This is a genomic window from Proteus sp. MB838 (assembly GCF_054767435.1).
Genome location: NZ_BAABMO010000010.1, coordinates 1 through 14,249, shown reverse-complemented (window position 1 = coordinate 14,249; position 14,249 = coordinate 1). Strand labels below are relative to the sequence as shown.

The window sequence follows — 14,249 nt, the reverse complement described above, 5'->3', positions numbered from 1 at the left end:
GGCATGAACAACAGTAACTTCAGACCTTTATTGATGAGTCTGTTGTTACTGGTTGGCGTAGCGGCTCCTGTAGCCGCTATTGCCCAAGCGCCAATCAGTAATATCGGTTCAGGCTCTACTGATGAACGACTCGCCCAACTTGAGCGTATCTCTAATGCTCATAGTCAGCTTTTGACCCAATTACAGCAACAACTCGCAGATTCTCAACGCGATATTGATATGTTGCGTGGTCAAATTCAGGAAAATCAATACCAGTTAAACCAAGTTGTAGAGCGTCAACGTAATATCTATCAACAATTAGATAGCCTAAATGGTGGCAACTCAGCACCAACAACGGATGAGGCTTCAACGGGTGGCAATGTACCTTCAACATCTGATACAAGTACGAGTTCGTCGTCAACAGGTGATGAAAAAGCCGATTATAACGCGGCAATTGATATTGTATTGAATTCAAAAGATTACGATAAGGCAATTGTTGCATTAAACAACTTTATTAAAAGTTATCCGAAGTCTAGCTATCAATCAAATGCTCAATTTTGGTTGGGGCAAATGTATTATCTAAAAGGTAATAAAGATCAGGCTGCGAGTACTTTTGCTATTGTTGTGAAAAATTATCCAAAATCTCAAAAAGCAAGTGAGGCCTTTTATAAGATAGGGCTTATTATGCAAGAGAAAGGGCAAAAGGATAATGCGAAAGCTATTTATCAACAAGTGGTTAAGCAATATCCAAACAGTGCTGGTGCAAAATTAGCACAAAAGCAGTTAGCAGCACTATAATTATTGGCCCCGTAATGTGAATGTTACATTTTCGGGGTTAACTGATTGTTTTTTCAGCGTTTGAATGTTTTTTTGAAAAAAAACGTTGCACAATAACATTAAATCAGTATTATTACCCGCCGTTGCCACAGAGAATGTGGCGAGTTCGAAAAGGGTCGTTAGCTCAGTCGGTAGAGCAGTTGACTTTTAATCAATTGGTCGGGCGTTCGAGTCGCCCACGACCCACCATTTTCGAATTTACATACCATTTTATGAAATGGGTCGTTAGCTCAGTCGGTAGAGCAGTTGACTTTTAATCAATTGGTCGGGCGTTCGAGTCGCCCACGACCCACCATTTCAATATGCTTTTCTAGTCTTTTATCACACGCCATTCTCATTCTATCTAAAAATGCTCTCTATAACTCGTTTTTGTATTTATTACTCGAGTTACTCAAATAGAGGATGTAAATAGATAGCTTCTCCATTGCTGAAAAAACTATCTGATCTCACTTAAGTTGGATAATGACAAATAATGGAAGTGGTTATTTGGTAATATTCATTTTCAGTTAATAGTTCATTATCAATAAACCAATCGCTAATGAGTATTTGTGCTTGTGTTGCCTTTTCTATCGACAAACCAAAACGCTTTGATACATCAATAAAAAAAGCCATGATAATACTTAATGCAGCCGCTGCTTCATAAGGGGTACTCATAGCCAGTGTGCTTTCTAATGAACGTAATGAGTAAAACTTAGGTAACCACTCCCGTAAGTTTTTGCCTTGATACCAGACATCTTGTGTTGATGTTTGCAGAGCAACTTGCTCTAGTAAACGGATCAACCATTCCCTTATATCACTCATACGATATTCAGCGAACCAAAATTCATTACGTAAGATAGCTATAGCGATTTGTGTGGCTTCAAACCAAAACTCTTGAGCCAAGGCATCAGCTTGCTCTATGGAAAGGGCTGGGGGAGTCACAGTGCTAATTTCTGGAAGTTGGTCACATAAACCTGTTTTATCAAGTAAAACACGATAGCCTCGTTGATAAACTGGACTTAGACCATTTTGTTTCATATTGATAATTCTTTCAGGCTCTGCCATCAAAATATCCATTTTTCGGCCTTGAGCTAATACGTGCAAATAGATTGGCCAGCGAATGCCGTTCGGATCTTCACATTCTGTTGCTAAAGAGACGAGGTGTTTACCAAATTGTGATAGCCAATGTTGGTTTTTTGCTAGCTCGGTCGCACCGTGACCAATAAGCTCTATATCAATATCAGAATAGCTGTCTATCTTCTTATTACGACCCACTGAGCCTGTTAATACCACAGCCTCAATTCGAGGATCAAGTAATGCAAAAGATAACATGCGATCGATTAAGCGGGTGATTGGCTCCATATTTCTCTCTAGTTGTTATAGTAGATAAAGTTATTTGTTGTAAGTATGAATAAAAAAATAGCATATTTATTATATAAAACACTTTTTGTTTTTTATGGTAAATAAATGGCATTTTGTTTAATATTTTAAACTAAGTGCTATCATTGATAGGAATGTATATATATCTTTATCACTTTGCAACAATGTCGCAATAACCCATATTTTATTTGTTTTTTCTATGATTAAGTCGGGGTTGTCAAATGGATGTCATTAGTTGGTTTAGTATTAATAATATTTTAGTCAATATTCCATTAGGAAAAGAAGGCTATCCACTCTCATGGATTGAAGCTATAGGGACTATTGCTGGATTATTATGTATATGGCTTGCGAGCCAGGAAAAGATCATTAACTATTTATTTGGGTTAATTAATGTCACTTTATTCGCCATTATTTTTTTCCAGATCCAGTTATATGCCAGTCTACTGCTACAAATTTTCTTCTTTGCTGCCAATATTTATGGTTGGTATGCATGGAGTAGAGTGAATGATTTTGAACAAGCAGAATTGAAAATACGTTGGTTAAAGCCGGGCCAACAAATCGTATTAATCATTGTCTCCATTGCTGCCATTATTGCGCTAACGTTTAATATTGATACCGTTTTTGGCTATTTAGCAGTTATTGCTGTTGATATCTTAAATGTCTTCGGGGCAAATTTAGCCACACCTGCTATCGAGCCAGATGCTTACCCATTCTGGGATTCAACAATGACGGTACTCTCCATTGTGGCTATGATCTTAATGACACGCAAATTGGTAGAAAACTGGTTAATTTGGTCTGTTATTAATGTCATTAGTATTGTTATATTTTATAAACAGGGTGTTTATGCCATGTCTATTGAATATATCATCTTATTGGCTATCGCTATTAATGGCTCTCGTTTGTGGATCAAATCAGCAAAGCATTCAAACAAAAATAATTATCTCTCATAATAAAAAAGGCTGGTAGAGTTATATTTCTCTCCAGCCTTGCTATTCGTTGTGTTTATTCTTCTATTCTAGGCAATTTCAAATCATTATTTTACTTAATGGTGCTATTACTTGTTTTCGATATTTTTGTTATCTACCGTCATGGTCTGTTTAGACTCTTAAGGGTGTTTACAGAGAGAAAACGAATGGTTAGATTGAAGAAACAGAAATCATATTGACTAGATAATAATAGAGTGGAACACGGGAATGAATTACCAGAATGATGATCTTAAAATAACACAAATCAATGAACTTTTACCGCCAGTGGCATTATTGGAAAAGTTTCCAGCCACTGACAATGCGGCGTTTACAGTTCGTCATGCCCGTGAAGCTATTCATCAAATCCTTGCTGGAAAAGATGATCGCCTATTAGTGGTGATTGGGCCTTGCTCTATTCATGATCCTAACGCGGCACTGGAATATGCTCAGCGTTTAAATTTATTAAGAGAAGAGCTGAAAGATAAACTTGAAATTGTGATGCGAGTTTATTTTGAAAAACCACGTACCACAGTCGGTTGGAAAGGGCTGATAAATGATCCACATATGGACTGTACCTTTGATATTAATGAAGGATTACGCATTGCTCGTCGTTTGCTATTAACCATCAATGATAGTGGATTACCAACGGCTGGCGAGTTTTTAGATATGATAACCCCACAATATGTCGCTGATTTGATGAGTTGGGGAGCCATTGGTGCTCGAACAACAGAATCTCAAGTGCATAGAGAATTATCCTCCGGACTATCTTGTCCTGTTGGTTTTAAAAATGGCACAGATGGCACAATTAAAGTGGCGATTGATGCCATCAATGCTGCAGGCTCTCCACACTGTTTCTTATCAGTAACTAAATGGGGTCACTCAGCGATAGTTCGTACTACAGGGAATAAAGATTGCCATATTATTTTACGGGGCGGTAAAGAGCCTAATTACAGTGCAGAACATGTTGCTGCCGTAAAAGAAGGTCTGAAAAAAGCAGGATTACCCCAAAATGTTATGGTTGATTTTAGCCACGCCAATAGCTGTAAACAATTTAAGAAGCAAATGGAGGTTGGTGCCGATATTTGCCAACAAATTAGCGCAGGAGAAAAAGCTTTAATTGGTGTAATGGTTGAAAGTCATTTAGAAGAGGGCAATCAATCATTAGAAAGTGGTGAACCTTTGGTATACGGTAAAAGTGTCACAGATGCTTGTATTGGATGGGATGATACAGAAACGTTATTACGCCAATTAGCCGATGCAGTCGCTACTCGTCGTAATAAATCATAATAGTCTGTTTTTATTAATAAAAATGCCACTCAAAAGTGGCATTTTTTTTATCTAATTCAAAGTAAAAGTAAAATTATTTTGCTTTACCTTGGTTAGCAACAGCCGCGGCTTTTGCTGCGATTTCTTCTGCATTACCTAAGTAGTAACGTTTGATTGGTTTCATATTTTCATCAAATTCGTAAACTAAAGGTACTGCTGTTGGGATATTCAGTTCAAGAATTTCTTCTTCACTCATATTGTCTAGGTATTTAACCAGAGCGCGCAGTGAGTTACCGTGAGCGGCAATAATCACTTTATCACCTGAAGCAACGCGAGGTTTAATGACTTCTTCCCAATATGGTGTTACACGGTCGATAGTTAACGCTAAGCTTTCTGTTAATGGCAGTTCAGCTTCAGTTAAAGATGCATAACGTGGATCTTTACCTGGGAAGCGATCATCATCTTTAGTTAACTCTGGTGGGGTAACCGCAAAACCACGACGCCATTGTTTAACTTGCTCGTCACCGTATTTTTCAGCTGTTTCAGCTTTGTTTAAGCCTTGTAATGCACCGTAGTGACGTTCGTTTAGTTTCCAGCTTTTCTCTACTGGCAGCCATTGTTGATCAACTTCATCAAGAATGTTCCACAGAGTGTGGATTGCACGTTTTAGTACAGAAGTATATGCGTAGTCAAAAGTAAAACCTTCAGCCTTCAGCAGTTTACCTGCTTCTTGCGCTTCATTACGGCCTTTATCTGACAATTCAACGTCAGTCCAGCCTGTAAAACGGTTTTCTTTGTTCCATACACTTTCACCGTGTCGAACTAGCACAAGCTTAGTTACTGCCATAGTTTAGACTCCTATAATTACTTTCTTAATATAAGTTTAAAATCAGGACTGCAATCATTATATGGATCATCAACAAGAACGCCAAACATAACTAACAAAACTAGGGGGATTATGTCAAAAATGACGATTGTTTGATGAAATATTACACAGTTATTACACCTTTTGCTTAATCGATCAAGCTATTAATTTAACGGGATCGGTGAAAAGAAACGAAAAGCCGATTCTGGATAATTATCAGTAAAAAATATGCTCTCTAAATCTATCGTTAAAATCATCGCCATTTATCGATAACAAATACCCTTTTCTTCAGTGTGATGATGTATCTTACCTTAAAAATAGCCTATATCTAGTTAACAGGGTTGTTGTTGGTAACGATAGATATCTCCTTCTTTAATAAAAATCAGTCGATGGGTAATACAGTGAGGTGCATCTTCTTGATGATGACTGACAAACAGTAGTTGAGTATTGCTATGGCTCATCATGATATCAATAAAGCGCTGTACTAATAGTCTATTGGTTGTATCTAATCCTTGTAGTGGTTCATCGAGGATCAATAATGTCGGGTGTTTAACCAATGCTCTTACAATTAATACTAGACGCTGTTGTCCCCATGAAAGTGAGTGAAAAGGATGGTTAGCGAGTGCAGTTAAACCAATTAGTGTTAGCCATTCATCCGCTAATTTTTGCTGTTTATCGGTAACGGCTTGATAAATACCAATAGAGTCATGAAAACCAGAAATAATCACATTTTTCACACTTGAAGAGACGCGATAGCTTTGATGTAAGGCATTACTAACATAACCAATATGGCGTTTGATCTCCCAAATGGTTTCACCACTGCCTCTTTTACGACCAAATAGAGTTAAATCATTGCTATAGCCCTGAGGATGATCTCCTGTGATTAAGCTTAATAAGGTCGATTTTCCTGCGCCATTAGGACCTAATATTTGCCAATGTTGTTGTGGTTTAACTTCCCAGGTTAAGTGATGGAGCACAGGTTTATCATTATAACTGACCACGCCATCCTTAAGTATAATAGGGGAAAGCGTTGGTGATAAGGTAGGAACTGCATCAACGGAGTCTGTGGCGGGTAAGATCAGATTTTCAAGTGTTTCACTGTGAGATAATTGCGCAATTACTGAGTCTGATAAAATATCACTTTTTTTACCTTGTGCCACGAGTTTACAGTCAATCAATAAGCCAGCATTTTGCACAAAATCAGGAATATCATTAAAGCGATTTAAAATAAGAACAATCGTTAGCTTTTGTTGATGTAGTGATGAAAGTAACTCACTTAATGTACGACGAGAGTCAATATCTAAACCATCAAAAGGCTCATCTAAAATTAATAGATCAGGTTTATTCATCAATAACTGAATAAGCAGTACCTTACGAGACTCTCCCGTTGAAAGATATTTAAAACGCCTTGATAAAAGTGCATCAATACCAAATTGTTTTGCTAATAACAGGCAGCGATCATTATCTTTTACCTGCATTTGGATCACCTGAGCCACGGTTAATCCCGTATCATCCTCATCTTCACTTAATAAGTCTGTATTGTTACGCAGCCACTCTTCCTCTATCATTTTTTGTAATTTTTCAAAAGAGAGATTAATCGGACGAGTAAACCTATTAATAAGCTCACCCGATAATAAAATCCCCTCTTGGCATAATGTATTAGCGAGCGCCGTTTTACCACTACCATTGCTACCAACGAATGCCCAACTTTCTCCTTCATTGATAGTTAAATCATCGATATGCAAGCAGAGTGTATCACTTAAGCGAAACTGTGTTTTTGTGAGTTGCAAGTACTTCATTATTATTATCCTTATTTTTATTACAAGTAGAATACTTACCAATATCGGTTTAATTAAAACTTGTCAATATTTGTTGCTGATCGCTTAAGTAAAAATAGTGCAGAGAGAATAAAAAAGATAAAAGATGGGCAAGATTATTTATGTTATTTTAATAAAAACATAAGGACTCGTTTATATGAATAACATTAAAAGGGAATGTATTAACTATTTATTAGGATTAATGGCGCTATTTTTATTAACGATAAGTAAGATAACTTTTGCAGAAATAAATAATAATGTAAATAATTGCTTCTTAATTAATGAAATAAAAATAGAAAGGAATGGTTTATTAACTAATAAGGCACAAAAAGAATTAATATCTAAATATATAAATAAATGTTTAACATTAAGTGATATGCAACATATCATTAAATCAATGACTAATGCGTATATTGAAAAAGGCTATATTACTTCACAAGCTTTTATTGCCGATCAAGATCTCTCAAATCATCAATTAACCATTAACGTAATTGAAGGAAAGATAAAATCAATCTTTATTGATAACATGACTTCTCCCATGGTTGATATTCTATTTCCTTCATATCAAGATAAACGACTTAATTTACGTGAGTTAGAGCATGGGCTTGAACAACTTAATCGATTAACAACATCACAATATAGATTAGATATTCAACCTAGTGACAGGATAGGATACTCGACTATTTTTATTTATAAGAAAAACAAAACGCATCCTTTCAGAAATCAACTTACTATTGATAATTCAGGTTCAAAAGCAACAGGTGAAATTTTACTGACGAATACCACAACAATAGATTCGTTATTTGGATTTGGAGAGCAGTGGGATCTCTCCTTAAACAGTAATACAGATTTATTACATTCACATTATTATAGAGGCTATACAGCGAGTATAAACATTCCCTATGGCTATTGGTTTTATCAATATCAGTTATCTTATAACCGTTCTTCTCATTTTATTAAAAGTTATAGTAATCAATATATCTATAAAAGTATAAATACTAATCAGCAAGTTGATATTAGTCGTTTACTTTATCGGGATAGTAAGAAGAAGATAATATTAAAAGGCATATTAAAGCATAAAAAAGTAAGAACGGAATTAGCCAAACAGCCGATATTAATCAATAGCCCAACATTAACATCATTATCATTAGCCCCTCAATATCATTTTAATCTGACATCAGGTTATTTATCTATTAATCCATCAGCAGAAATTGGGTTGTCTTTTTTTGGGGCATCACCTGATTATATTGCTGAAAACTCACCCCGAAGCCACTATAGAAAATTGAGTCTAAATATACATTATCAATATTTATTTCCTTACTCTGTCTCCTATATTACGTCTTTTTATGGTCAATATACATCTGATAATCTTTATAGTGTGGAAAAAATAACCATAGATGGATTAAATGCAGTTCGTGGTGCTAAACAAAATAAGCTTAGTGCCAATAGAGGACTTTATTGGCGTAATGAAATTAATACACCATGGATAAATTCATTTTTAGGTCAATGGCGTTTTATTACAGCTGTTGATTATGGCGTTATCTATTCTGATCAATATGAAACAAAGCAGCAGTCTTTATTAGCTGGCGCTATGGGGCTTTCATTTTATCGTTCCCCTTTTTCTTCACAACTATTGATAAACAAACCATTCATTTATCCAAAGTGGTCAAATGCTAACCAATGGTCTTTATCTTGGTCAATTTCTTTTGCTCTTTAAATAAGGAATTTTTTATGCATAAAAAGGATATTTCGCGAAAACAGCGTTTAATAAGCTATTGTGTTATTTATTTAACCGCTATTTACCCATTGCATCCTGCTTGGGGCTCTGTCATTACTTCATCTGATAAAACGATAACAATAAACCAGCAAAATAATATTCCTATTATTAATATTGCAACACCTAATGACAGTGGTGTTTCTCATAATAGGTTTAATGTCTTTAATGTTAATAAACAGGGGGCAGTACTTAATAATTCGCAAGTTGATGCTAATAGTCAATTAGCAAAAAAAATAACTGCTAATAAAAATTTAAAAGGTAATACGGCTAATTTAATTATTAATGAAGTTGTCGGTAATAGTCGTTCACAGTTATTAGGTAAATTAGAAGTTGCAGGACAACAAGCGGATGTTTTAATTGCTAATCCTAATGGAATTAGTTGTGATGGTTGCTCATTTATTAATACTCCATCAATTACTCTCACGACGGGAAAGCCTCAATTTAGCCCTCAAGGTACCTATTCGGCACTAGAAGTAAAAAAAGGCAGTATTGTTATTGGTAAGCAAGGTATGAATGCCGATTTGCAAAATTATGCCGATATTATTAGTCGTAGTATTGAAATAAATGGAAAGATAAATGCTAAAAATCTCTCTTTAATGCAAGGGAATAACCATATTGATTTCGGCAAAGGGACAGTAAATAGCATTAATGGAGAAGGTGTAAAACCGACCGTCGCTATTGATACAAAAGCATTGGGTGGAATGTATGCCAATCAAATACGCTTAGTTAGCACAGAAAAGGGGGTCGGTGTTAATTTAACTGATATTCAAACAAAACAAAATAGTATCAATTTAACAGTTGATGGCAAAATTACCTTTAATGGCAATATTCAATCTGAGCAAGATATTAATGTTAGTAGCAAAGCGCTACAAATGAATAGTAATGCCAGCTTAAAAGCGCAAAGAGATATTACATTAGCAACTAATACGCTAACGAATCATAGTGATATTATCGCAGAAAAGGATATGCGTTTATTCGTAGATAAATTCACTAATAAAGGTGAAAAAGCGCTTATTCAAGCAAAAGATAATTTATGGATACAAAAAAATGCACAGGGTGAACCAAGTAGTTTAATTGAAAATCAATCAGCCACCATAAAAACAGAAAAGGGTGATTTGATTATTAGAACCAAGAAATTGGTTAATGAATCTATTACTCCTTTATTTAAAGAAATAAAGCAAGAGCCTGATTCTACATCGTCTATAAATATAGGTACTCATTTTCTTCATCCTTACAATAGTCCTACGAATAATTTCCTTATAATTATTTTACTTGCTGAATTAAAAGAACTCTCTGATAAAAAGTGGTTTGATATATTAGATTTAAAAAATAATGGAGGTGTTAATGTAGAACGCTCATTATTTGAAAAGAATAAAAAGTATGTTCCTAGTGTTATTTATTCTGGTAAAAATTTATATATACAATCTAACGAGTTTTTTAATACCCAATCTGATATTTTTGCAACTAATGATCTTATCGCAACGGGAAACAATGCAAAAGTATACTATTATCGGTTTGGACACCTTAATAAATGGGATCTTTATTCTCATGATAATGCTCATATTTTTTATCGAGATGATGTAAATAAATATAATATTGATGAAACTAAATTTCAAAAAATAGTTCATTTTATTCCCTTTACTAAAACTGGAAGTCATTATGAATTTATTGTAGATAGTGCTTCTGAATATATGATAAAAGCAGGTAATAATTTAGTTTTAGATTTTAAAGATAGTATAGCGTTAGAACGTAAATTTCCATTTTTAGAAAAAGAAATTAAAAAGTATAGAAGAATATCTGATTTTGAAAGTACTATATTAGCTAAAAATATACTATTAAATGCTAATAATTTAAATATCTCATTAAATTTAAAATCAAGTAACTCTTTATCTGTTATTGCTAATAAAAATATAAATATAAGTAATTCAAATTTATTATCTGGTGATATTATAAATTTAACAGCAATTGATAATGTTAATTCTGAAAATATAGATGTAACGGCAAAGCATTTTTCCATCATAACTAAGAATGGAGATATTAATTATTCATTTAGCCCTATAGCCTCTTATACTCTGAATAGCATTAAGGCACCATTTATTGATGTGTCTGAAAAAATAGACTTTTATTCAGGTAAAAACATTTACATTTCAAATGTAATAATTAATGAATCAAATGAAAAAAGTTTATCAGCATTAGAGAATATTAAAATAAAACGCGATGAGTCTTTATTTTTCAACCTAATGCCAAATTTTAGAGATGAACAATATATTTCAGCGTTTTTATTTAATATGGGGCTTTGGAAAAGTAAGAATAATATAAGCTTGATGGCTGGTAAAGATATTGTTAGTCAGGGAATAAAATATTATAGTAACAAAGAAATAACTTTTAATGCAGGACAAGATATTTTTCTTGCCTCCAAATTAATAAAAGAAGCCGCTCCTTTTTTCAGTGATATTCATTACCCCCAACTACAATCTAAATTATTTTCAGATAATAACCTTATTTTAAATGCCGCGCGTGATATTGATTTAAGTTCAACAGTATTAAATTCAAAAGATAAAATCATTGTATTAGCGGGTAGAAATATAAAACTGGGTGCAAATGCTTATTCCGCCATCAAAGATCCCCACGAAGATGCGCAAGACATTCAATATGCCACCACATCCATTATGGGAAATAAAGGTATTTCTATTGCATCATCAGGCTCACTCACAACAGAAGGAAGTTCACTTAAATCAGAGGGGGATATTGCTATTTCCAGTGGTGGCAATATCCAATTGGGATCAGTAAGAACACATTTTCGTAAAGAGTCGGACTCAGAGTTAGAAGAACTTCGTAAACAAGTCAGTACTGAAATTAATAGCGGTAATCATCTAACACTATTATCTGAGGGCAGTATTTTATTTCAGGCCTCTCAATTGGCTGCTAATAAAAAGATGGATATTGCTGCTAAAGGTGGATTTCTTTATGCACAGGCAATGGAAGAATCCAGTTACTATGAAGAAGAAAAGAAAAAATGTAATTGGTGGACACTGTGTGCGACTAAAAAGAAATATACCAAAACATTTAATAACACAACGAATAAAGTTACCGAGTTTATTGCTAATGACGATATTAATTTAATTGCTAAAGATGATATCACTTTAGAAGCAAGCAAATTAGAGACAGCAAAGAATGCCAAATTAACCAGTAAAACAGGAGGCATTAATTTTAAAGCGGTGAAAGATACTGCTTTTAAACAAGTTATTACTCGTTCAAAAGATATATATATCACTCAACGTAATCAGGGATACACCAAGGGAACATGGCTATTACCTGAACTCTATATTGGCGGAAAGCTGACTATTGATGCGCCAAAAGGCATATCTGCAGATATTAAAGCCAAAAAAGAGCAATCTTTAGAGCAGGCATTAACTGCCTTAAGTAACACACCAGAATATGCTTGGCTTAATGCGCTCCAACGTCAAGAAAATATTAATTGGAATTTAGTGAAAGACACTTATTCCAGTTGGGATGATAAAACCCAGCAGTTAAATCCAGTTGTTGGTGCGGTTATTGCCATCGCGGTAGGGGTTGCAACTTATGGTACGGCAACAGCTGCCTCAATAGGAGGAATGGCAAGTAATGCAACTATTGCTGCAGGAGCCTCTGCGGGGGTTGCGTCAACGGCATCAGTTGCGGCACAAGCCGGTTTTGCTTCTTTAGTTTCGCAAGCTGCGGTCTCTTTAGCCGAAAATCAAGGCAATATTTCTAAAACATTTGGCTCCTTAAGTCGCAGTGATACGGTGAAATCCATTGTCACCAGTATGGCCGTTGCAGGCACCTTGCAAGGTCTTGACCAATTTATGGGTTGGGATCAAGCAATACAGGGGGGAACATTACCGACAACAGGCAAGTTGCTTGCGACGGATAATGCCACATGGACTCAAGTTGCTCAACGCGTTGCCTCACAGTCAGTAGTGAGTTCTACACTGGGCACAGCCATTCAAGGTGGCAGTTTTATTGATAATTTTAAAACTGCGCTATTAAGCCATATCGGCAGTCAATTTCACGCTGAAGGTGCCAATCTCATTGGTGATAACGGTGCGATATTAGGGCATGCAGGAAAGGTTTTAAGCCATTCTGTTGTTGCAGGAGTGAGCGCTGAAATTGCAGGAGGCAGTGTAACAGGTGCAGTAGCCGGCGCCTTGGCAGCAGAAATAGCGGCAATATCGCTCAACGATAATTTAATTAAGACAGAACAGTGGCGAGAACAACAAGCTCAAAAAAGTCGTTTGGTGGGGGCTTTTGCTGGTTTAGTTGCAACAGGTAAAGCGGAGGGCGTTATAAGTGCGGCTAATTCGGCTGAATTAGTAGAACGTTATAATAGACAACTTCATTTAGAAGAAACAAAAGCAATTAATAAATTAGCCAATGGAGATAAAAATAAGTTAGAACGCTTATTAGCTGCATCTTGTCGGAAAGTTTATTGTATTGCTCAGGAATCATTAAATTCATCAGAAAGAAATTATTATGAATCTTTAATGAAAAAATACCCACATACACATGAGGAAGATTCATTACTTTCAGATTATTGGATAACAAAAGAAAGAACAAGGATTGGGGGAAACTATCCACTATTTAGTGGTTATGAAAATATTAAGTTATTCACTTATACAGAAATTGATAAATTAACAGATAGTGAAATTTTTGCAAGAAATCAATGGATTGAAAATGCGAGTGATTTTACAGGATGGGATAAAGTAACACTTGAAAATTTAACTTCAGTGATTGCACTAGGAGCGTCGATAACTAAGCGTAATGGTAATAGAATTTATGGACCTATTAGATTTAATGCCAATAAAACGCAATTTATACCAAGAAATGATATTTATTTTATTGACAAATCAGGAAATAAAATCACAATGAAATGGATGTACCAAGGTACAATAGCAGAGCAAGGAATGACATTTGAAAATTTTATTGGGCTATCAAATAAACGACTGAAACGATTACATCTTAACGCTAAAACATTTGACTATTATGATGATAAGACAGGTGAATATATTAGTGTAAAGACATTAAATACCCAAACTGAATCAAGGCTTAAAAATCCAAAATCATTAAAAAATACATTAAATACATATATTTCAACTATAGATAAATATAGTGGTGATGGACGAGGAACTGCAGAAATTTTTAAAAAAGATGTAAAATTAAAAACATTAGAATTGGGAGTTCCAGAAAAAACCACTAAAGAACAATGGGATGCTATTAATGATTCGATCAAAAATGCATCATCAAAAAATATAAAAGTTAATATTACGATTATTGAGGAATAGTTAATGTTTAAATTAAAAGGTAATAAATTAAGAGCAAGTGTTTATTATAATGATACTTATTAT

The 14,249-nt window shown here is 34.7% G+C and carries 8 protein-coding genes and 2 tRNA genes; 7 read left to right on the top strand and 3 right to left on the bottom strand.

Annotation, left to right across the window (positions count from 1 at the left end; all coding sequences use genetic code 11):
• Positions 1–3 precede the first annotated feature (3 nt).
• The 3 genes from cpoB (at position 4) to ACYUCW_RS06185 (ending at position 1,111) form a co-directional block, all read left to right on the top strand.
• Positions 4–777, top strand: coding sequence for a cell division protein CpoB (gene cpoB / locus ACYUCW_RS06195; RefSeq protein WP_004247552.1), 774 nt, complete (start codon positions 4–6; stop codon positions 775–777).
• Positions 778–929: 152 nt separating this feature from the next.
• Positions 930–1,005 (top strand) — tRNA-Lys (locus ACYUCW_RS06190).
• A gap of 30 nt (positions 1,006–1,035) precedes the next feature.
• Positions 1,036–1,111, top strand: a tRNA-Lys gene (locus tag ACYUCW_RS06185).
• A 155-nt stretch (positions 1,112–1,266) separates the two neighbouring features.
• Here the strand turns inward: ACYUCW_RS06185 and ACYUCW_RS06180 are convergent.
• Positions 1,267–2,157, bottom strand: a complete 891-nt coding sequence (locus ACYUCW_RS06180; protein ID WP_460408282.1) for an aminoglycoside 6-adenylyltransferase — start codon at positions 2,155–2,157, stop codon at positions 1,267–1,269.
• A 239-nt stretch (positions 2,158–2,396) separates the two neighbouring features.
• Here ACYUCW_RS06180 and pnuC point away from each other — a divergent pair, with 239 nt between their 5' ends.
• Positions 2,397–3,125 carry a nicotinamide riboside transporter PnuC gene (gene pnuC, locus ACYUCW_RS06175; protein WP_004244441.1) on the top strand — a complete coding sequence of 243 codons (729 nt, stop codon included), beginning with the start codon at positions 2,397–2,399 and terminating at the stop codon, positions 3,123–3,125.
• 243 nt (positions 3,126–3,368) lie between these two features.
• Positions 3,369–4,427, top strand: coding sequence for a 3-deoxy-7-phosphoheptulonate synthase AroG (gene aroG / locus ACYUCW_RS06170; protein WP_460408280.1), 1,059 nt, complete (start codon positions 3,369–3,371; stop codon positions 4,425–4,427).
• Between the two features lie 73 nt (positions 4,428–4,500).
• Here aroG and gpmA read toward each other — a convergent pair whose 3' ends face one another.
• Together gpmA and modF are read right to left on the bottom strand one after the other, a co-directional pair.
• On the bottom strand, positions 4,501–5,253 hold the full coding sequence (gpmA, locus tag ACYUCW_RS06165) for a 2,3-diphosphoglycerate-dependent phosphoglycerate mutase (protein ID WP_004244443.1): 753 nt from the start codon (positions 5,251–5,253) through the stop codon (positions 4,501–4,503).
• Positions 5,254–5,603: 350 nt separating this feature from the next.
• Positions 5,604–7,070: a molybdate ABC transporter ATP-binding protein ModF gene (gene modF / locus ACYUCW_RS06160; RefSeq protein WP_460408279.1), complete on the bottom strand. Its 1,467-nt coding sequence runs from the start codon at positions 7,068–7,070 to the stop codon at positions 5,604–5,606.
• Between the two features lie 175 nt (positions 7,071–7,245).
• Here modF and ACYUCW_RS06155 point away from each other — a divergent pair, with 175 nt between their 5' ends.
• A complete protein-coding gene (locus ACYUCW_RS06155; protein ID WP_004252179.1) occupies positions 7,246–8,805 on the top strand; it encodes a ShlB/FhaC/HecB family hemolysin secretion/activation protein in 1,560 nt (519 codons plus the stop codon).
• 14 nt (positions 8,806–8,819) lie between these two features.
• Positions 8,820–14,186 carry a two-partner secretion domain-containing protein gene (locus tag ACYUCW_RS06150; RefSeq protein ID WP_163823097.1) on the top strand — a complete coding sequence of 1,789 codons (5,367 nt, stop codon included), beginning with the start codon at positions 8,820–8,822 and terminating at the stop codon, positions 14,184–14,186.
• Positions 14,187–14,249 lie beyond the last annotated feature (63 nt).